17 protein-coding genes and 1 tRNA gene are annotated in these 19,003 nt (G+C 70.8%); 11 read left to right on the top strand and 7 right to left on the bottom strand.

Features of this window, described 5'->3' with window-relative positions; translation table 11 throughout:
* Positions 1-188 precede the first annotated feature (188 nt).
* From ACSHXN_RS07125 to exaC, 5 genes are all read left to right on the top strand, one after another.
* Positions 189-1,673, top strand: a complete 1,485-nt coding sequence (locus ACSHXN_RS07125; RefSeq protein WP_356112726.1) for an APC family permease — start codon at positions 189-191, stop codon at positions 1,671-1,673.
* Positions 1,670-2,683 carry an acetamidase/formamidase family protein gene (locus tag ACSHXN_RS07130; protein WP_361157226.1) on the top strand — a complete coding sequence of 338 codons (1,014 nt, stop codon included), beginning with the start codon at positions 1,670-1,672 and terminating at the stop codon, positions 2,681-2,683. The genes ACSHXN_RS07125 and ACSHXN_RS07130 overlap by 4 nt, the downstream gene beginning before the upstream one ends.
* A gap of 59 nt (positions 2,684-2,742) precedes the next feature.
* Positions 2,743-3,357 carry an N-acetylmuramoyl-L-alanine amidase gene (locus tag ACSHXN_RS07135; protein WP_355135704.1) on the top strand — a complete coding sequence of 205 codons (615 nt, stop codon included), beginning with the start codon at positions 2,743-2,745 and terminating at the stop codon, positions 3,355-3,357.
* A 218-nt stretch (positions 3,358-3,575) separates the two neighbouring features.
* Positions 3,576-4,850, top strand: a complete 1,275-nt coding sequence (locus ACSHXN_RS07140) for a GAF domain-containing protein (RefSeq protein WP_356112731.1) — start codon at positions 3,576-3,578, stop codon at positions 4,848-4,850.
* A 221-nt stretch (positions 4,851-5,071) separates the two neighbouring features.
* A complete protein-coding gene (gene exaC / locus ACSHXN_RS07145; protein WP_355135708.1) occupies positions 5,072-6,595 on the top strand; it encodes an acetaldehyde dehydrogenase ExaC in 1,524 nt (507 codons plus the stop codon).
* Between the two features lie 977 nt (positions 6,596-7,572).
* Here the strand turns inward: exaC and ACSHXN_RS07150 are convergent.
* The 3 genes from ACSHXN_RS07150 to ACSHXN_RS07160 all read right to left on the bottom strand — a co-directional run bounded on the left by ACSHXN_RS07150 (position 7,573) and on the right by ACSHXN_RS07160 (position 10,551).
* Positions 7,573-7,920, bottom strand: coding sequence for a hypothetical protein (locus ACSHXN_RS07150; RefSeq protein WP_438302816.1), 348 nt, complete (start codon positions 7,918-7,920; stop codon positions 7,573-7,575).
* A gap of 307 nt (positions 7,921-8,227) precedes the next feature.
* Complete coding sequence (gene glpK / locus ACSHXN_RS07155) at positions 8,228-9,742, bottom strand: glycerol kinase GlpK (protein ID WP_355135712.1); 1,515 nt, start codon at positions 9,740-9,742, stop codon at positions 8,228-8,230.
* A gap of 41 nt (positions 9,743-9,783) precedes the next feature.
* Positions 9,784-10,551 (bottom strand): IclR family transcriptional regulator, encoded by a 768-nt coding sequence (locus tag ACSHXN_RS07160; RefSeq protein ID WP_059127555.1) that lies wholly within the window; start codon positions 10,549-10,551, stop codon positions 9,784-9,786.
* Positions 10,552-10,696: 145 nt separating this feature from the next.
* Here ACSHXN_RS07160 and ACSHXN_RS07165 point away from each other — a divergent pair, with 145 nt between their 5' ends.
* On the top strand, positions 10,697-11,125 hold the full coding sequence (locus ACSHXN_RS07165; RefSeq protein ID WP_355802909.1) for an ATP-binding protein: 429 nt from the start codon (positions 10,697-10,699) through the stop codon (positions 11,123-11,125).
* 45 nt (positions 11,126-11,170) lie between these two features.
* Here the strand turns inward: ACSHXN_RS07165 and ACSHXN_RS07170 are convergent, their stop codons facing one another.
* Complete coding sequence (locus tag ACSHXN_RS07170) at positions 11,171-12,337, bottom strand: hypothetical protein (protein ID WP_383356816.1); 1,167 nt, start codon at positions 12,335-12,337, stop codon at positions 11,171-11,173.
* Positions 12,338-12,698: 361 nt separating this feature from the next.
* Between ACSHXN_RS07170 and ACSHXN_RS07175 the strand changes: the two genes are divergently transcribed.
* Positions 12,699-13,589 (top strand): LLM class F420-dependent oxidoreductase, encoded by an 891-nt coding sequence (locus ACSHXN_RS07175; RefSeq protein WP_356112735.1) that lies wholly within the window; start codon positions 12,699-12,701, stop codon positions 13,587-13,589.
* Between the two features lie 85 nt (positions 13,590-13,674).
* Complete coding sequence (locus ACSHXN_RS07180; RefSeq protein ID WP_355135718.1) at positions 13,675-14,241, top strand: cysteine hydrolase family protein; 567 nt, start codon at positions 13,675-13,677, stop codon at positions 14,239-14,241.
* A gap of 171 nt (positions 14,242-14,412) precedes the next feature.
* Here ACSHXN_RS07180 and ACSHXN_RS07185 read toward each other — a convergent pair.
* Positions 14,413-14,486 (bottom strand) — tRNA-Pro (locus ACSHXN_RS07185).
* A 99-nt stretch (positions 14,487-14,585) separates the two neighbouring features.
* Here ACSHXN_RS07185 and ACSHXN_RS07190 point away from each other — a divergent pair.
* Positions 14,586-15,110, top strand: coding sequence for a DUF309 domain-containing protein (locus tag ACSHXN_RS07190; protein ID WP_355135720.1), 525 nt, complete (start codon positions 14,586-14,588; stop codon positions 15,108-15,110).
* 56 nt (positions 15,111-15,166) lie between these two features.
* Positions 15,167-15,937 (top strand): precorrin-6A synthase (deacetylating), encoded by a 771-nt coding sequence (cobF, locus tag ACSHXN_RS07195; protein WP_355135722.1) that lies wholly within the window; start codon positions 15,167-15,169, stop codon positions 15,935-15,937.
* Positions 15,938-16,419: 482 nt separating this feature from the next.
* On the opposite strand, the gene ACSHXN_RS07200 is transcribed toward cobF, so the two are convergent.
* Complete coding sequence (locus ACSHXN_RS07200; RefSeq protein WP_355135724.1) at positions 16,420-17,166, bottom strand: cobalt-precorrin-6A reductase; 747 nt, start codon at positions 17,164-17,166, stop codon at positions 16,420-16,422.
* 147 nt (positions 17,167-17,313) lie between these two features.
* Here ACSHXN_RS07200 and ACSHXN_RS07205 point away from each other — a divergent pair, with 147 nt between their 5' ends.
* On the top strand, positions 17,314-18,093 hold the full coding sequence (locus ACSHXN_RS07205) for an HAD-IIA family hydrolase (RefSeq protein ID WP_355135726.1): 780 nt from the start codon (positions 17,314-17,316) through the stop codon (positions 18,091-18,093).
* A gap of 27 nt (positions 18,094-18,120) precedes the next feature.
* On the opposite strand, the gene ACSHXN_RS07210 is transcribed toward ACSHXN_RS07205, so the two are convergent.
* Positions 18,121-18,894, bottom strand: coding sequence for a sulfite exporter TauE/SafE family protein (locus tag ACSHXN_RS07210; RefSeq protein WP_438302817.1), 774 nt, complete (start codon positions 18,892-18,894; stop codon positions 18,121-18,123).
* Between the last annotated feature and the right edge of the window lie 109 nt (positions 18,895-19,003).

Here is a 19,003-nt window from a genome sequence, read left to right on the forward strand (position 1 = left end):
CCCGCGAGGGCCGGCGGGCCTTTCGACGGGGCTCCCCCTCGAACGGGTGGGGGAGTTGTCCACAGTCCCGTCCTTGTCCACCGAGGACACCGCCCCCTTCCTGCTCAACCGCCCAGCGCCTTACGGTTGTTCACGCGAGGCGCAGCTGCGGGGCGGCGACCGCGCACGAGTCGGATCGGGGGATTCATATGGCGGAGCAGGCACCCTTGGGCTTGCGGCGTGAGGCGATCGGTCTGCGCGAGGTCCTCTTCCAGAGCATCACGGCGATGGCGCCGGCGGCCGCGGTCGCGGCGTCCATCCCCTCGGGCGCCGCCTTCGCGGGCGGCAGCCTTCCGCTTGCCGTCCTCGTCGCCCTCGTGGCCTGCCTGTTCACCGCGTCGTGCGTGGCCGAACTGGCGCGCCGACTGCCTGCGGCGGGCTCGGTGGCGACGTATGCGGCGCAGGGGCTGCATCCGACGGTCGGCTTCCTCGTCGGCTGGGGCTATGTGTTCGTCGAGGCGCTGGTACCGCCCCTGCTGCTTCTGCAGCTCGGCTTCACCACGGCGGGGACTCTGCACCAGGAGTGGCCCTCGTACCCCGAGGACCTGTGGTGGCCGTGGGCCGTCGCCGGGGCGCTGGTCATCGCCGCGGCGGGGTACTTCGGGGTGCGGGCCTCGGCCCGCTTCGGCACGATCCTCGGTGCGTTCGAGGTGCTGGTCCTTCTGGTCTTCGCGGTCTGGCTCATCGTCAGAGCGGGCGGCGACAACACGCTGTCGGTGTTCGGCACCTCCCACACCGCCAAGGGGTACGAAGGCATCGGCGGCGTGTTCGCCGGGTCGGTGTACACGGTGCTCGCCTTCGCGGGGTTCGAGGCCGCGGCACCGCTCGCGGAGGAGACGAAGGACCCTCGACGCACGATGCACCGGGCCGTCCTCGGGGCCGCGCTGGCGATCGGCCTGTTCTACGTGGTCACGACGTACGCCATGACCGTGTACTTCGGGCCGGACCGCTTCGCCGGCTTCGGTGCCTCCGGAGCGGCCTCCTGGGAGGGTGTGGCGCGTGCGTCCTACGGACTCTTCTGGGTCCTGGTGTTCCTGGCCGTCGTCAACTCCACCGTCGCCAACGCCAACGCGTGCGCCAACGTGTCGACCCGTACCGCCTTCGCGTTCGCGCGGATCAAGGTGTTCCCGGCCCTCTTCGCGCGCCTCCACCCCCGTCATCTCTCCCCCGTGGCCGGAGTCCTCGTGCAAGCGGTGGTGGCCGTCGCCGTAATGCTGGGCCTCGGCCTGTACTACGACCCCGTCACGGCGTTCCTGCTGCTGGCCACGGTCATCGTCACCGTCGTCATCGGTGTGTACATCGTCGTGAACGCGGCGTGCACGGGCTACTTCCTGCGTCGCAGCCGCGAGTCGTTCAGCCCGGTGAAGCATCTGCTGTTCCCGCTGCTGGGCATCGCCGCCTTCGTGCCCGCCCTGCTGACCGCGGCGGGCCTGCCCGTCTTCGACTTCGTGTCCACCCTGTCGGCGCCTGTGTCGTACGCCGGGCCGATCGTCGGTGTCTGGATGGCCGCCGGGGTCGTGGTGCTGCTCGTCCTGCTGCGGCGCCGTCCCGGGCGCATAGCCGAGACCGCCCGGGTCCATCTCGACGATGCGCCCGCACCCGACCCCCGCCCGAACGGAGCCGTGCAGCAATGAGTGATCCCCGAATCCTGACCGTGCGCCCCACGCCCGGCGAGTACGCGTGGACGTTCGGCGGTGCTCCGCCCGTCGCGCGGATCGTGCCGGGCACTGTGCTCGAGCTGTACACCGAGGACTGCTTCGCCGGACGTGTGCGGTCGGAGAAGGACCTCGTGTCCGAGGTGTGCGAGTTCCCGTTCCTGAATCCGCAGACCGGTCCGTTCCATGTGGAGGGAGCCGAGCCGGGCGACACCCTCGCGATCCACTTCGTGTCGATCGAGCCGGCCCGGGACTGGGCGGCCTCGACCACGGTGCCTCTGTTCGGAGCGCTGACCTCCACGCACACCACGGCCACGCTGCAGCCGCCGTTGCCGGAGACCGTGTGGATCTGGCGACTCGACCGGGAGCGGCGTACCGCTCTGTTCACCGCGCACGACGGCGACATCAGCGTCGAACTGCCGATGGATCCCATGCACGGGACGGTGGGCGTGGCGCCGGCCAATCTCGAGGTGCGCTCCGCTCTCGTGCCGGACGCGCACGGGGGAAACATGGACACTCCGGAGATGCGGGCGGGGGTCACCTGCTATCTGGGAGTGAACGTCGAGGGCGGGCAGTTCAGCCTGGGCGACGGGCACGCCAGGCAGGGTGAGGGCGAGACATGCGGTGTGGCCGTCGAATGCGCGATGGACACCGTGGTGATCGTCGAACTGCTCAAGGGGATCGCCACGCCCTGGCCGCGCATCGAGTCCGACACCCATATCATCTCGACGGGCTCGGCCCGCCCGTTGGAGGACGCCTTCCGGATATCCCAACTCGACCTGGTGCAGTGGCTGGTGCGGGACTACGGCTTCAGCGAGTTGGACGCGTATCAGTTCGCCACCCAGACGGTCGAATCGCCGCTGGCGAACGTCTGCGACACCAACTACACGTGTGTGGCCAAGATTCGCAAGGAATGGCTGCCCGCGCGCGAGACGCATCGTGGAATCCACGCGCAGTTGCGCGAAACGGCCGCAGCACTGAGGCGTTGAGCACTCCAGGAACAAGACCGGCACAGCTGCGGACCTCAGGCGCGGAAGGCACTTCCTCCATGGATCGAGACGCTTCGGAACAAGCGGGACACGATGTGAGCAGGCGGCGGTTGCTGAAAGGCGCTGCCCTCGCCGCGGTGCCCTACGCGCTGCTTCCCTCGGTGCCCGCCGCTGCCCGGCCCCGGATCGTCGACCATCCTTTCGCCGTCTGGATGGCGGCCGACCCCGCCAACTTCACGGCCTCGGCCCGGCCACTGAGCCATCCGGTCGACCGCGTCGTCATCCACGTGACCCAGGCGAGCTACACCAACACGCTGGGGATCTTCACGAACCCGCGCAAGAAGGTGTCCGCCCACTACGTGGTCCGGTCGGTGGACGGGAACGTCACGCAGTGCGTCCGCGAACACGACATCGCCTGGCACGCGGGCAACTGGGACTACAACACACGCAGCGTCGGCATCGAGCACGAGGGATGGGTGGACCGGCCCGGCTACTTCACGGACTCCCTGTACGAAGGGTCCGCCCGGCTGACGGCGGCGATCTGCGCGAGATTCGGCATCCCGAAGGACCGGGCGCACATCATCGGGCACTACGAGGTCCCCGGTACGGACCACACCGACCCGGGACCGGACTGGGACTGGGCGCGGTACATGCAACTGGTCAACTTCGGCTGAGGGCAAGGGACCCACAGCCGTCTGCTCCTGAAAGGAGGCGATGTCGAAGCCCCCACGCCGTGCTCGCCGGCCTCTCGAGCCCGAGGCTCTCGTCGCGGTTTGGGGGGCAACCGCTGCTTCTCCCGGTCCCGTTCGGGTCGATGACGGTCCAAACGGTTGTCGACCGGGATCCCCGGAGTGACGATGTCCCCAGCGGAGCGCCGTCCCGGGAGGCCGAGTTGACCGATGTGTGGGTGGCCCTCGAGTCGGGGGCCGATCCCGTCGAGCGAGCACGGGAGTTGCGTCGCGCACACGAGACGTTCAGAGCGGTGGGCACGGTGGCGCGCCGGGTCCGCCCTGTGGTGGCGGAGTCGTGGCGCCGTTCGGCGCGGGCGGGCGTCGGACCCGACGGTACGGCCCGTGTGGAACTGACGGACGGCGATCTGGGTTCCTACCGGGCGGCACATCCGCTCGCCCGGGTGATGCCGCTGGTGCGCGAGCTGATGGGTCCGTTCGCGTCGGACGGGGAGCATCTGCTCGCCGTGTGCGACGCGCAGGGCAGGCTGCTGTGGGTCGAGGGACATCCCGCGACCCGGCGGCGGGCGGACCGGATGAACTTCGTGCCGGGGGCACGCTGGGCGGAGTCGGCGGTGGGGACGAACGCCCCGGGAACGGCCGTCGCCGTGGACCGGCCGGTGCAGGTGTTCGCGGCGGAGCACTTCGCCGTGCGGGTCCAGCCGTGGACGTGCGCGGCGGCACCGGTGCACGATCCGCGCACCGGGCGCGTGCTCGGCGCGGTGGACATCACCGGTGGCGACAGGCTGGCGCATCCGCACAGCCTGGGGTTCGTCCAGGCGGTGGCGCGCGCTGCCGAGTCCCAACTGGCGCTGCTGGCACCGGCCGAGGCCGCGGCGGACACCGTGGAGCTGACCGCGCTCGGCCGCGACGAGGCGCATCTCCTCGCTGACGGCCGCACGATCAGGCTCAGCCGCCGTCACAGCGAGATCCTGCTGCTGCTGGCCAGGCATCCGGAAGGACTGACCGGCGACGAACTGCTGTGCGCGCTGTACGAGGACGAGTCGGTCACGCCGGTCACCTTGCGCGCCGAGCTGGCCCGTCTTCGACGAGTCCTCGGTCCCGGACTGCTCGCCTCGCGCCCCTACCGGCTGACGAGCGCGGTCGAATCGGATGTGGCGGTCGTGGAACGGCGGTTGGCGTCGGGAGCGGTGGCGGAGGCCGCGACGGCCTACCGAGGCCCCCTGCTGCCGGGTTCGCAGGCACCGGCAGTGGCCCGGCTGCGACGCAGGCTCGACGACGGGCTGCGCACCGCGCTCATCGCCCGCAGGGACCCCGACCTGCTGGCCGACTGGGCAAATGCTCCCTGGGGAGAGGACGACCTCGACATCTGGCGCGCGCTCGCGGCGGTGCGGCCGACGGCGACCGTGCGCGCACGCCTCGACGAGCTGGAGTCGGAGTTCGCGGCGCCGCGGTGGGGACGCACGCTGCCGCGCTGACACGCCGCACGGGGCAGCGCCTCCCGCCCGTGTGCTCACCGCGCGTACAACCCGACAGCCACACGACGCGGACGAACCACACACGAGCACGGCCACACGGCAGTGTGCTCATCGCGTGTGCGGCCCGACAGCCACGCAACGTACTCGCAACGTCGCAATCCCTAGCCTCGCGCCGAGAGCTGCCCAACGGCGGGCAGCGCTTTCCCGGGAGGCAGAGCCGCATGACCCGTTACGCAGCGCCCGGAAGCGAGGGCGCGATCGTCTCCTACCAGGCGCGCTACGACCACTTCATCGGCGGTGAGTACGTGCCGCCGGCCCGCGGTCAGTACTTCGAGAACCCCAGTCCGGTGAACGGGCAGCCGTTCACGGAGATCGCCCGGGGTACCTCGGAGGACGTGGAGCGGGCGCTGGACGCGGCGCATGCCGCCGCACCCGCCTGGGGCCGTAGCTCCGTGACCGAGCGCTCCGACGTCCTCCGCAAGATCGCCGACCGGATGGAGGCCAACCTGGAGCAGCTGGCGGTGGCCGAGAGCTGGGAGAACGGCAAGCCCGTCCGGGAGACCATGGCCGCGGACATCCCCCTCGCCATCGACCACTTCCGCTACTTCGCGGGGGCGATCCGAGGGCAGGAGGGTTCGCTGGCCGAGCTCGACGACGACACGGTGGCGTACCACTTCCACGAGCCGCTCGGTGTGGTGGCGCAGATCATCCCGTGGAACTTCCCGATCCTGATGGCCACATGGAAGCTCGCACCGGCCCTCGCCGCGGGCAACACGGTCGTCCTCAAGCCGGCGGAGCAGACCCCGGCGTCCATCCATGTGTGGATGAGCCTGGTGGCCGACCTGCTGCCGGCGGGTGTGGTGAACATCGTCAACGGCTTCGGTGTCGAGGCGGGCAAGCCCCTGGCCTCCAGCCCGCGCGTGGCGAAGGTCGCGTTCACGGGCGAGACCACCACGGGACGCCTGATCATGCAGTACGCCTCCGAGAACATCACCCCCGTGACCCTCGAACTCGGCGGCAAGTCCCCGAACATCTTCTTCGAGGACGTCTGGTCGGCGAACGACGACTTCCGCGACAAGGCGCTGGAAGGCTTCACGATGTTCGCGCTGAACCAGGGCGAGGTGTGCACATGCCCCTCGCGGGCCCTGGTGCAGCGGGGGCACTACGCCGAGTTCATGGAGGCGGCCGTCGCCCGCACCGAGCAGATCAAGGCCGGGCACCCGCTGGACACGGAGACGATGATCGGCGCACAGGCGTCCAACGACCAGCTGGAGAAGATCCTCTCCTATCTGGACATCGGCCGTCAGGAGGGCGCGAAGATCCTGACGGGCGGTGAGCGCATCGAGCACGACGGCGAGCTGAAGGGCGGCTACTACGTCCAGCCGACGATCTTCGAGGGCGACAACCGGATGCGGATCTTCCAGGAGGAGATCTTCGGTCCGGTGGTGTCCGTGACGTCGTTCAACGACTTCGACGACGCGATCAAGATCGCCAACGACACGCTGTACGGGCTCGGGGCCGGTGTGTGGACGCGGGACGTGAACACCGCGTACCGCGCGGGCCGCGCCATCCAGGCGGGTCGCGTCTGGACGAACTGCTACCACCAGTACCCGGCGCACGCTGCCTTCGGCGGCTACAAGGGCTCGGGCATCGGCCGCGAGACGCACAAGATGATGCTGGACCACTACCAGCAGACCAAGAACCTCCTGGTGTCGTACTCCCCGAAGAAGCTGGGCTTCTTCTAGAGCCCCCGGAAGGGCGCCCGGCCGGGAAGAAGACCCGGCAGGCGCCCTTTTCCGGCATCGTCCGGACCCTTGCTGTCCAGCACATGTGTGAACCGGCCGGCGGCGGTGACGTCGCGGACGCTTCGTGTGCAGCCGACGGCGGTCCGGGAGTCTGCGGAGTCCCGACCGACAGCGATGGACGAGCTGCGGGCGGCGCGTTCAAGACCTCCCGCGGCTTCGGGCGATGCGTCGTGGGCCGACCCGGACGTGCGGCCCGCGACGGCGATCGCCGCCGTCGACGACCCACTGGTGCGCCGGGCGCACAGGTTCAGCAGTCGGGGATGTGCCCGTGGAGCCTGCGGTGCAGCATGCCTCCGGTGCGCCGATGGAGGTGAAGGTCCTCGTGCCGCCGGGGGCACCGATGATACGTACGCTGTAAGCCCCCACACTGAGCAACTCCGGCTCGGCGAAGCCCCGGACGCGGTCCAAGTCCCCCGGGCGCGGCGTACGTTCAGGGCATCGACAAGCGACGCGCAGCCTCCAGGTAACCGGCGCCCACCTCGCAGCCGGTTCCCTCGAAGGTCACGGCCCGAGCCCCCTGCCGCGCGGGCCTGTGCAATGACCACGGGATCGCCGCTTCGAGTCGGTCGAGGCCCGCAAGTGTGATGGAGGGCGGGTATGTCCTCAAGTGATCGCCCATCAGGCGCCGTGCCCGACAGGCGCATTGCGGTCTACAGGCCGGAAGGCGCGTACGGGTGTCTCGCAACTCCGCCCTTCCCCTGGTCGCCGCGTTCGGGTCGGGCCGGTTCGACGTCCACGACGACGCGGTGCGGGCCAGGGCGGAACACGCTACTCCCCGGCCGACCCCGGCAGGGGTTCCGCAGCGATCTGCCGTACGCACGGCGTCCGGATGCGGACGGGACGGGTGCCGGATCCGTGCGGAGCGCCGTGAGGGCGAGAGAACCGTCGCGCTGCCGCGGGGAGGCGGACCGGTGGGATCAGGGGCGCGCGCCGTCGTTCAGGACCGTCGCGTGGTCTTCGAGGCTGCGGTGCCAGTCGCTCGGCCCGTGCTGATCGCCGGTGCCGCCCGAGGGGACGAAGAGTTCGAGCTGACCGACGACCCAGGGGTCGAACATCGCGAGCTGGTCCGCGATCCAGGGATCGACGCGGTGCTGGGTGTGGACGGTGGCGACCCTGGTGTCCGCGACGGCAGCGGCCCGGGCCGGGGCGTGCCCGGGCGTCTGCGGGGTGGCCGCGATCGCCGAGCCGCCGGCAGCGAAGAGAGCGCCGCCGAGAAATACAGCGGAGACGCCCGCGGTGGTGAGACGCCGCATCAGCTTGTTCATGGTCATTCCTCCTTGCGCGACCCATCGTCCGGTGGATGTGAACGGTGGGGGTTCCTGCCGTTGTGTCGGCGATCTCAAGCTACGCACTCCGACTTAGTTGAACAATGAACTATTGAGGTGAAACACATCACCGGGCGATCGGGAATGATGTGCCGAATCGCTTACGAAGCCCCCGTACTGGACCAAATGCGACAAAGTGGCGAACGTCACCCTACCAAAGCGGGCGAAGTCGTCGGCGTCAATATCGTGCAAATATCAACTACTCATCGTGGTGCGGGGCGCGTCCACCGACCCCGGCCGCAGCCGGTCACGCCCGTCCCGACGGCCTGATCCAGCCCAGAGACCGCTCGACGGCACGCTTCCAGGACTCGTACTCCCACTCCCGCCGTTCCGGGTCCATGTCGGGCATCCACTGCGCCGCCCGGTGCCAGTTGCGGCGCAGGACCTCCAGATCGGGCCAGAAACCGGCCGCGAGGCCCGCTGCGTACGCCGCTCCGAGCGAGACAGTCTCCGCGACCAGGGGCCGCACCACGGGCAGGTCGAGGACATCCGCCAGGAACTGCATGAGCAGGTTGTCGGATGTCATGCCCCCGTCCACCTTGAGTTCCTTCATCGCGAGCGCCGAGTCGGCGTTCATGGCGTCGACGACCTCGCGCGTCTGCCAGCCGGTGGCCTCCAGGACGGCCCGGGCCAGGTGCCCCTTGGTGATGTACGAGGTGAGCCCGACGATGACGCCCCGGGCGTCGCTGCGCCAGTGAGGTGCGAAAAGACCGGAGAACGCGGGGACGATGTAGCAACCGCCGTTGTCCTCGACGGTGAGCGCCAGCGTCTCGATCTCGGGCGCGCTGCTGATCAGGCCGAGGCGGTCGCGGAACCACTGGACCAGTGAGCCGGTGACGGCGATCGGGCCCTCGAGTGCGTAGACCGTGTCCTGATCCGCGATCTTGTACGCGACGGTGGTGAGGAGCCCGTGCCGGGACCGCACAAGATCGGTACCGGTGTTCATCACCAGGAAGCTGCCGGTCCCGTAGGTGCACTTCGCCTCACCCGGCGAGAAGCAGGTCTGTCCGAACAGGGCCGCCTGCTGGTCGCCGAGCGCGGCCGTGATGGGGACACCGGGGAGTACGGAGCGGGCCTCCCCGTAGGTCTCGATCGACGGCCGGATCTCCGGCAGCATCGCGGTCGGGACCCGGAAGAACTCCAGCAGTTCCGGGTCCCAGGTCAGCGTGCGGATGTTCATGAGCATGGTGCGGCTGGCGTTGGTGGCGTCGGTGATGTGCAGGCCGCGGTCCGCACCGCCCGTCAGTTTCCAGATCAACCAGCTCTCCACCGTCCCGAAGAGCACCTCGCCGTCCCGTGCGCGCTGCTCCAGCCCGTCGACGTGGTCGAACAGCCAGCGGAGCCGGGGCGCGGAGAAGTAGGTGGACGGGGGCAGACAACAGCGCTCGAGGAAGAACTCGTCGCCGGGGCTCTGCCTGAGTTCCTCGACGAGCTGGGCGGTCCGGACGTCCTGCCAGACGATCGCCCGGCACACCGGAGCACCGGTGCGCCGGTCCCACAGCACCGTCGTCTCGCGCTGGTTGGCGATGCCGATGGCGGTGATCTGCCCGACGTCTATGCCGACGTCGGACAGCGCCTCCGGCACGATGCGCACCAGGTTGCGCCAGATCTCCGAAGCGTCGTGCTCCACCCAGCCGGGCTGGGGGAAGAACTGCCGATGTTCTCGTTGGGCGACCGTCACCAGCCGTCCGCGGTGGTCGAACAGAATGCATCGCGTGGAGGTGGTGCCCTGGTCGATGGACATCACATACCGTTCAACCATGATCGGTACTGCCTTCCGATGCGTCGCGGCGGCGCCGGGAGCTACCAGCGGGCCGCGCCCAGGTCTCTGGAGATCGCCCGTGCGGCTTCCCGCAGCAAGGTGATCAGGGCCGGCTGCGGCCGGCCCTTGGTGTCGCAGATCCGTTCGACCGGTCCCGACACTCCGATCGCACCCACCACAAGGCCGCCGTGCCCGCGGATCGGCGCGGCGACGCCGGCCTCCCCCATGGCCATTTCCTGCACCTCGGCGCCCCAGCCGAGCTCCCGCACCTCGACGAGGGCCCTGCTGAGGTCCTCGGAGCGCACCAGGGTGTGCCGGGTGTACTCCTCGAGGCCCGCGTCCACGAGCGGCTCCACGGGCTCGGCGCCGAAGGCCAGCAGCACCTTGCCCAGGGAGCAGGCGTGCAGGGGCAGCAGCGTGCCCACGTCCAGGGTCTGAAGGGTGTCGTCCGGCCGGAAGACGTGGTGCACCACGAGCACCTTGCCTTCCAGTGGTGTACCGAGACGGACGGCCTCCCCGCTGCGGGCGGCCAGGGCGTCGGCCCAGTTGATCGAGCGCGACCGCAACTCGTTGACGTCGAGATAGCTGGTGCCCAGATGCAGCAGTGCCGCTCCGAGCTGGTACTTTCCGGTCGCCTCGTCCTGTTCCACGAAGTCCACGTGCTGGAGCGTGCGCAGAATGCCGTGGGCGGTGCCCTTGGCCAGCCCCAGCGACGACGCCACCTCGCCGAGCCCCAGCCGACGGGGACCGCCGGCGAGCAGGCGCAGGATCGCCGCCGCCCTTTCGATGGACTGGACTGGCCCGGCCATGAGCCGATCCTAATCCGGATCGCCTCCCGGTTCAGGACGGCGTTCGGTAATGCCGACCGCCCTTCATTGACCCGCCGGATTTCCCTCCATAACGTGCCTGAACGCCCGGTGTCCAGCCGGCGGCTCGCCCCGAGGAGGAGGGCACATGGCAATAGCGCAGCTCAACGCCGCGCCTGTGGAGGGCGTGGAGTACGTCTTCCCGCTCCCGCACTCTGCCCGGGCCGTCTCCACCGTGCGCCGACGCGCGGAGGCCATCCTGACCAGGTGGAACCTGCCCGAGGGCGCCGCGGAGGATGTGCTTCTCGTCATCTCGGAGCTTCTGACGAACGCGGTCGTCCATGCCTTCCCGCCGGCGGCACTACGGCTGTCGCGCGCCCGGCTGGACGGGCGCGATGCCGTGCGCGTCGCGGTCACCGACATGGGGCCGGCCGTACCCACCTGCAGCTCGTCGGCCGCGATCGATCCGGACGAGCACGGCCGGGGGCTGTGCATCGTCGCCGCGCTGTCGGCCCGGTACGGCGTGGAGGTGCATCCGGAGGGGACCAGCCGTTGGGCCGAGGTACTCGCCGAGTGACACCGGAGGCCGAACGCACGCCGTAGGCCACCGGCCGCCGCAGAATCAGGCCTGTGGCGGGGCCGCGCCCCGGAGGACGGCGATACAGCCGCCCACAGCGGTCTGCAGTTCCTCCAGCCGCTGGAGCATGTCGTCCTCGTAGAGGTCGTCCAGGTCCTCGACGTCGTCGAAGGTCAGCTCCTCGAACACCTTCGTCGCCCGCTGCAGGCTGCTGTAGAACCTGCTTCGGCGTTCCCGAAGGCGCAGGTCCGGGTCGGCCTCGACGGTCCGGGCCACGAGTTCCTTCACCGTGTCGTACGCCTCGGCGGCCCACGGTCCCGCCTCCTCCCCGTCGTCCAGCTCGTCGATCAGGGAAAGGTGGCGCTCGGCCTGCGCACGGAGTTCGGCGGGCGCCTCGATCGTCTGGCCCGCAGGGGTCTTGACCTGGCCCTTCTCCACGATCTGCCGGACGTAACCGATACGGTCCGCGACTCGGCTCTCGGTGGCCACCGCCTTCTTCAGCCCGTCCGTCCTTGCGACGTCACGGGCGAGTTCGGTCTGCAGGACCGGGTCCTCCCGGAGCCGGTCGAGGAGGGCGGCGCGCGCGGCCCGAGCGGTGGCGGGGTCGGCCAGGATCGCGGCCCGCAGCGCGGTGGGGTTCTCGGCGACCTCCAGTGCCTTGGTCGGCCGGATGCCCTCGGCCTCGGCGGACGCGGCGATGGCCTGGCCCCGCTCGGACGCGGCGCTGGTGCGGGCTGTGTAGTACGCGAGCCAGGCGTCGGAGTCCGGCAGCGCGATGTCCTGGCCGGGGACGAGGATCTCGAAGTGCGGGACGAGACCGTCGTCGGCCGCCTTGTCCCACGCCTTGTAGTACCGCATGACCCGCTCCGGGGAGCACCCCGCCAGTTCGGCGAACCGCTTGGCGGAGATCTTCGGGGTCTCCCCCGCCGACTGCCCGCCGGGCCGTACGCTGCGCGCCACCTTCAGCGCGAACGCCCAGCCGCCGGTGCGCGCGTACACCCCGAAATCATGGGCGTCACGCGCCACCGTCCCGTCGACGTCGGACTGCGCCGGGGCCGGCTCCGCGTCACCCGTGGCCGCCGGCTCCACCCAGAACCCGTCGTCCGCGGGCGTCGCCCCGACGACCGGTGCGCCGACCGCCGACGTCTCCCGCGCGGGCTGCTCGTCGTCGGGCGAACCCGTCGCTCCGGACGGATCGATCGTTACGGTCACTGGAAACACTCCCGGGCACTCGGACTGCGGGAACCGGAGCGAGCAGCCTATATGAGCCCCTTGTCACGGCTTTGCGCCGGCTCCCGGCCGTCCGACCGGCTCGGGGCGCACCGACGGCCGGGGGACCGGGAGCGGCGGGGTGCGCCGACGTCGTCACCGGACTGGTGGTCGAGCCCGCGTCCGTGCGGCCCGCCGGGGACCACCGGCCGGTTGCGAAGTTCCCGCGCCCGAAGGTGAAGTACCGCCTCACGAGGAGTACATCCGGCGTGGAATGCGCCGTGCCGTCGATCCGTTGGGTTCTGCTGGGATCAAGTGATGCAGGAGCACGGTGCTGCGCGGAGCGCGGAGGGATGCGGAACCGATGGGTGATGTCACAGGCACGGACGGCGCAGGCCCGCCGAAGGAGGCCGTCGGACGGCACGGTATCTGGAGCGTGGGGCTGCGTTCGGAGGACCCGGCCCGACGCGGCGAACTGGCCGATGCCGCCGCCGAACTCGAGGAACTCGGTTTCGGTGCCGTCTGGCTCGGCGGCAGCCCCACCGTGCGCCACGCGGTGCCGCTGATCGAGGCGACCTCGCGGTTGGTCGTGGCGACCGGCATCCAGAGCATCTGGCAGTACGAGGCGGCCGGGACCGCTGCGGCCTTCGGCGAGTTGGAGAAGGGCCGTCCCGGGCGGTTCCTGCTCGGGCTGGGCGTGAGTCACGCCAGGATGACGGAACAGTACCGTCGTCCCTACTCGGCCATGGTCGACTACCTGGACGCCCTCGATGCCGCCGGGGTCCCCGCGGGGCGCCGGGTCCTCGCCGCACTCGGGCCGAAGATGCTGGAGCTGTCCCGCGATCGCGCCGCCGGCTCGCATCCGTATCTGATGACGGTCGAACACACCGCCGTGGCCCGGGAGATCCTGGGCGCCGCACCGCTTCTCGCACCCGAGACGAAGGTCGTCCTGGACACGGACCCGGACCGGGCCCGTACGACGGCCCGGGGCACCCTCGCCCTCTATCTGACCCTGCCGAACTACACCAACTCCCTCCTGCGTTTCGGCTTCACCGAGGACGACCTCGCCGACGGCGGCAGCGACCGCCTGGTCGACGCGCTGTTCGCCTGGGGCGACGACGACCGCATCCGGGAGCGGATCGAGGCGTTCCATGCGGCGGGCGCGGACCACGTCGCCGTCCAAGTGGTCGACGCCGGGCCCCGCGACGCCCTGCCGCGTGCCGCCTGGCGCCGGCTGGCGGAGCTGCTGCGCTGACATCCGTCCGGAGGGCGGCCCCGCTGTCAGTGGTGCGGCCTACTGTGGGGTCCGGTCAGTTCCAGGACGAGAAACGGGAGACACCATGACGACCCTGCCCGACCGGCCCCGTACCGCACTGCTCGTCATAGATGTCCAGAACGGGGTCGTGGACGGCTCCCACAACCGCGACGACGTGATCGCGAACATCAACACCCTGATCGACAGGGCCCGCGCCGAGGACGTCCCGGTGGTCTGGGTGCAGCACTCCGACGCCGAGCTCGTGCGGGGCAGCGAGAGCTGGAACTACGTCCCGGAGCTGGTCCGGCGCGATACGGAACCGCTCGTCCACAAGACCTACTTGGACTCCTTCGAGGACACCGATCTGGAGTCGGTGCTCGCGGAGCACGGAGTGGGCCGGCTCGTCGTCACGGGTGCCCAGACCGACGCCTGTATCCGCTCGACCCTGCATGGTGCCCTTGTACGCGGATACGACGCGACGCTGGTCAAAGACGCGCACACCACGGAGGACCTCACGGCATACGGAGCGCCGACCCCGGAGCAGGTGATCGCGCACACGAACCTCTACTGGCAGTGGCAGAACGCTCCCGGGCGCCGCGGCGGAACCGTGGACACGGCGGAGGTGAACTTCTCCGCGGAGCGGGCGGACTGAGGCGGCCCGCACACACGGGGCCCAAGGACGATCCGTCGGTGCGCCAAGGCACCGAGGCGGCGACGTGAATCGCGGGCAGGGAGCCGGCGGGGGCTGTCGCAGCGCTCCCGCTCACACGTCAGGGGCCCCAGGAAGAGGGCCCCTGACCTTGGAAGACTTCCGACGTCGCCGTCGGGACGACAGGATTTGAACCTGCGACCCCTTGACCCCCAGTCAAGTGCGCTACCAAGCTGCGCCACGTCCCGGTGCGCTTCCCGCGGTGATCCGCGTGATCGCGCGGACAGAACTTTACCCCACGGCAGGTACTGCCCCGAAGCGGGCGGGAGGTGCGGGACAATCTGGGTATGAGTGACGCATCGGAAGCCCGGGCTCGTCGGGGGCGCGACCGGGACGCGGAGGGGCGGGCCCGCAACGCCCGGCCGCGGGACGGACTGGGGCGGCCCCTTCCGTACGACGCCCAGGGGGTCGCACGCCAGCCCGAGGGGGTCCTGCGTACTCCGGACGACAGCGTCGCCGAAGCCCAGAGCCTGCTGGACGCCGGGAAACCGTTCCATGCGCACGAGGTCTTCGAGGACGCCTGGAAGTCGGGGCCCGAAGGGGAGCGGCCCCTGTGGCGCGGGCTCGCCCAACTGGCGGTCGGACTCACGCACGCGGCCCGCGGCAACGCGACCGGTGGCACCCGGCTGCTGCGGCGCGGCGCCACGGCGGTGGAGGACTGGGCCGCACAGTCGGCTCAGAGCCGGCCGTACGGCATGGACCTGGCGGAACTCATCTCCTGGGCCAGGGAGTTGGCCACGGTGGTGGAGCGGGACGCGGCCAAGGTCGACGCGCGCGAGCGGGCTCCCCGGCTCCGCGGCCGGCGACCGTAGCGGGCGCAGGCGGGGGCGTCGGGCCGCCCGGCCGCGCGGTACGGCAGACTCGGGGCGTGCGAAAGATTCATGTCATCGGCATCGGAGCGGGCGACCCCGACCAACTGACCCTGCAGGCGGTCAAGGCGCTGAGGAGCACGGACGTGTTCTTCATCCTCGACAAGGGCGAGTCGAAGTCGGACCTCGTCCGGTTGCGCCGGGACATTCTCGACGCACATGTGCCGGAGGGGGCGTACCGCCTCGTCGAGGCGCGCGACCCGGAGCGCGACCGCCTGGCCGGGGGCGACGCCTACTCCCCCGCCGTCGGCGACTGGCGCTCGGCCCGTGCCGGCATCTACGAACGGCTCATCGTCGAGGAACTGGGCGAGGACGAGACCGGAGCGTTCCTGGTGTGGGGCGACCCCGCGCTGTACGACAGCACGCTCGGCATCCTCGAGGAGATCCTGGACCGGGGCGAGGTGACGTTCTCCTACGACGTCGTGCCCGGTATCAGCAGCGTGTCGGCGCTCGTCGCCAGGCATCGCACGGGACTCAACCGGGTGGCCCGGCCCGTGCAGATCACCACGGGCCGGCGCCTGGCGGAGGGGTTCCCCGACGGGGTCGACGACGTCGTGGTGATGCTCGACGCCCATCAGGCCTTCCGGCGGTACGCGGACCAGGACATCGACATCTACTGGGGTGCCTACATCGGCACTCCGGACGAGATCCTCGTCTCCGGGCCACTGGCCGAGACGGCGCAGCACATCGAGCGCGTGCGCGCTCAGGCGCGGGAGCGCAAGGGCTGGATCATGGACACCTATCTGCTGCGCAGGCATCCGCGCGGCTAGGACGAGCGCTCCCGCGTGCGCCGTACGGAGCCCGGCGCCCGGGGTCGTTCCCCAGGGGGCGGACAGGACCCCGCCCGTGCGCCGGCCCCTTGGAGATCCGCGTGCCGCGCTTCCCGCCCGTGGTCGTACTCGTGCGGTGCCCGCCGCCCCGCTCCGTCTTCGTGCCACCCCCGCAGCACGCCGTACGACGTCCTCGACGCGATCCTGCCGACGTGCCCGCGCTGCCGGCGCACCGCCCCTGTGGAGGGGCGCTTCGCACCGGCGGCGGAGCTGTTCGCGCCGAGGCGGCAGGGCCCGTTGTGGACCTGCGGCCTCGACCACCTCGACGGAATCAGGCGGATCGTCGCGGCGACGCCGCGCGAATGCGCGCCTGGTACGACGGCGACACCGGACGACCGTCGTCGCACGGCTGCCGGCGTGGGTGAGGAGGGCGCAGCACCGCCACGAGACACTGCGCGCCGTCGACCGGCTCCTTGCCTGTGTCATCGGGGACCGAGTCCCAGGAACGACAACACAGCCACGACGTCCGGCACCGCGGTCACCCCGCCGGGCAGCGGCGGACGGCGGACCATGACCACGGGAAGCCCGTGATCGCGCGCGGCCGTGAGCTTGGCCGCCGTCGCCGCTCCCCCGCTGTCCTTCGTGACGAGCACATCGATGCGGTGCTCGACGAGCAAAGCCGTCTCGTCCTCGACCGTGAACGGCCCGCGGGCCGAGAGCACCCGGGTGTCCGGCGGCATGGGTGGCTCCGGCGGATCCACCGATCGCACCACGAAGTGGATACCGGCCAGGTCCGCGAAGGCCGCGAGCCCCAGCCGGCCGGTGGTGAGGAACACCCGTCGGCCGAGCGCGGGCAGCAGGGCCGCCGCTTCCTCCAGGGAGGCCACGTCGTGCCAGCGGTCTCCGGGGACCGCGCTCCAGCCGGGCCTGCGCAGCACCACGGCCGGAACGCGGGTGGCCGCCGCCGCCCGTGTCGCGTTCGCGGTGATGCCCGTGGCGAACGGGTGTGTGGCATCGACCAGCGCGTCCACCCGGTGTGCGCGGAGCCAGTCGGCCAGTCCCCCGGCGCCGCCGAAACCCCCGACGCGCACCTCCCCTTCGAGCGCACCGGGCCGCGACACCCGCCCCGCCAGGGAGGTGGTCACCCGCACCCCGGGCCGGGAGACGAGCGAGGCGGCGAGTTCGCGTGCCTCTGCGGTGCCGCCGAGGATCAGGACGTGCGGGGACATGGTGCCGAGGGTACGGGCAGCCCTCCCTCCGGTCCGCCGCCGGTACCCGCGGCCGGGCGGGCGGACGGGCGGACGGACGGCGCAGCGGTCGCACCGTGTCCCGCACGCCGCAGGGCGGGGGGCCGTCGGCCTCGTTAGGGTCCTGCCATGGATTCAGTGCGTGCCGTCCTCATCGACATCGACGGGGTCCTCACCGTCTCCTGGCAGCCCCTGCCGGGCACGGTCGAAGCCCTGCACGAGATCCGTGACTCCGGCCTCGCCGTCGCCCTGCTCACCAACACGACCTCCCGCACCCGCGCATCGATCGCGGGGACCCTGTCCGCGGCCGGCTTTCCCGTGGCGGCCGACGACATCCTGACCGCACCCGCCGCCACGGCCGCATATCTCGCGGACCGCCTGCCGGGCGCACGGTGCTCGCTGCTCAGCAGCGGCGACATCCGCGAGGATCTCACCGGCGTCAGCTTCGTCGACGACGCGGACACGGTCCCCGACGCCGTGATTCTCGGAGGTGCCGGCCCGGAGTTCGACTACCCGGCGCTCAACCGCGCCTTCGGCCACCTCCAGAGAGGCGCGCGGCTGGTCGCCATGCACCGAAACCTGTACTGGCGCACCGACCGGGGTCTGCAACTCGACTCGGGGGCGTTCCTGCTGGGGCTGGAGAAGGCCGCACACACCGAGGCCGTGGTCACCGGCAAGCCGTCGCCCGCGTTCTTCGAGGCGGCGCTCGCCCATCTCGGGGTCGGCGCGGATCAGACGCTCATGATCGGCGACGACATCGAGTCCGACGTGCTCGCGGCCCAGCGAGCCGGGATCACCGGGGCCCTGGTCAGGACCGGCAAGTATCTGCCCGAGACGCACCGGGCGGCGAGCGGTGCGCCCGACCACGTCCTCGACTCCTTCGCCGACCTTCCCGCCCTGCTCCGATAGCCGGGCGGACACCAGTGTGACGGGAGCTCAGCGCAGCAGCAGCTGGACGCCGCCCACGACCGTCGCCGCGATCACCAGTTGCTCGAACAGCCGCTGATTGATCCGGTTCACCGCCCACTTCCCGAGGAACGCGCCCGGCACCACGAACAGCGCGAGCGCCGCGTCCAGCAGCAGTGAACGGCCGTCGATCAACCCGAGACCGGCGCTGAAGGGCACCTTGGAGACGTTGACGATCAGGAAGAAGAAGGCCGAGGTGCCGAGGAAGCCGAGCTTGCGGAATCCGGCGGAAAGGAGATACATCGACATCACGGGACCGCCCGCGTTCGCCACCATCGTGGTGAAGCCCCCGAGGACGCCGTAGGAACGCGCCTTGGCACGGCCGGCCCGTGTGGTCACCGCGTCCGGTTCCACGTCCTGCTCGGAGCGCCGGCGCCGCCACATGGTCACCGCCGCCATCAGCAACAGGATCGCGCCGATCGACGTCCGTACGACCGCGTCGTCGGCCCACACCAGGAACAGGGTGCCGAGCACGACGCCCGCGGCGACCGCCGGGAACAGCCGCCACAGAGTGGGCCAGTGGGCGTGTCGCCGATAGGTCAGGACGGCGAGGACATCGCCGACGATCAGGACGGGCAGCAGCACGCCGGTGGAGGCGCGGGCGGGCAGGACGGCGGCGAAGACGGCCAGGCTGACGGTGTTGGCGCCGCTCACGGCGGTCTTGGAGAAGCCGACGAGCAACGCCGCGAAGGCCAGCGCGGCGAACCCCCACAGGGATATGTCCCAGAGCGTCATCGTGTTCATGCGGTGACCGATGCTATGCCCACGCATCTCGCCGCGTCACGGGTGTCTCGCCTGGTGATCCGCGCCTTGATGGTCCGCGGCCCGCGTTCCCGCAGGACCGGGGCCTGTT

It is taken from the genome of Streptomyces sp. HUAS TT11 (assembly GCF_051553595.1).
Taxonomy (GTDB): domain Bacteria; phylum Actinomycetota; class Actinomycetes; order Streptomycetales; family Streptomycetaceae; genus Streptomyces.

Excerpts from the sequence above, each read along its gene's own strand:
- ACSHXN_RS07125 (WP_356112726.1), top strand. The coding sequence starts at position 189 with ATGGCGGAGCAGGCACCCTTGGGCTTGCGGCGTGAGGCGATCGGTCTG.
- ACSHXN_RS07130 (WP_361157226.1), top strand. The coding sequence starts at position 1,670 with ATGAGTGATCCCCGAATCCTGACCGTGCGCCCCACGCCCGGCGAGTAC.
- ACSHXN_RS07135 (WP_355135704.1), top strand. The coding sequence starts at position 2,743 with ATGGATCGAGACGCTTCGGAACAAGCGGGACACGATGTGAGCAGGCGG.
- exaC (WP_355135708.1), top strand. The coding sequence starts at position 5,072 with ATGACCCGTTACGCAGCGCCCGGAAGCGAGGGCGCGATCGTCTCCTAC.
- ACSHXN_RS07150 (WP_438302816.1), bottom strand. The coding sequence starts at position 7,920 with ATGAACAAGCTGATGCGGCGTCTCACCACCGCGGGCGTCTCCGCTGTA.
- glpK (WP_355135712.1), bottom strand. The coding sequence starts at position 9,742 with ATGGTTGAACGGTATGTGATGTCCATCGACCAGGGCACCACCTCCACG.
- ACSHXN_RS07160 (WP_059127555.1), bottom strand. The coding sequence starts at position 10,551 with ATGGCCGGGCCAGTCCAGTCCATCGAAAGGGCGGCGGCGATCCTGCGC.
- ACSHXN_RS07165 (WP_355802909.1), top strand. The coding sequence starts at position 10,697 with ATGGCAATAGCGCAGCTCAACGCCGCGCCTGTGGAGGGCGTGGAGTAC.
- ACSHXN_RS07175 (WP_356112735.1), top strand. The coding sequence starts at position 12,699 with ATGGGTGATGTCACAGGCACGGACGGCGCAGGCCCGCCGAAGGAGGCC.
- ACSHXN_RS07180 (WP_355135718.1), top strand. The coding sequence starts at position 13,675 with ATGACGACCCTGCCCGACCGGCCCCGTACCGCACTGCTCGTCATAGAT.
- ACSHXN_RS07190 (WP_355135720.1), top strand. The coding sequence starts at position 14,586 with ATGAGTGACGCATCGGAAGCCCGGGCTCGTCGGGGGCGCGACCGGGAC.
- ACSHXN_RS07200 (WP_355135724.1), bottom strand. The coding sequence starts at position 17,166 with ATGTCCCCGCACGTCCTGATCCTCGGCGGCACCGCAGAGGCACGCGAA.
- ACSHXN_RS07205 (WP_355135726.1), top strand. The coding sequence starts at position 17,314 with ATGGATTCAGTGCGTGCCGTCCTCATCGACATCGACGGGGTCCTCACC.
- ACSHXN_RS07210 (WP_438302817.1), bottom strand. The coding sequence starts at position 18,894 with ATGAACACGATGACGCTCTGGGACATATCCCTGTGGGGGTTCGCCGCG.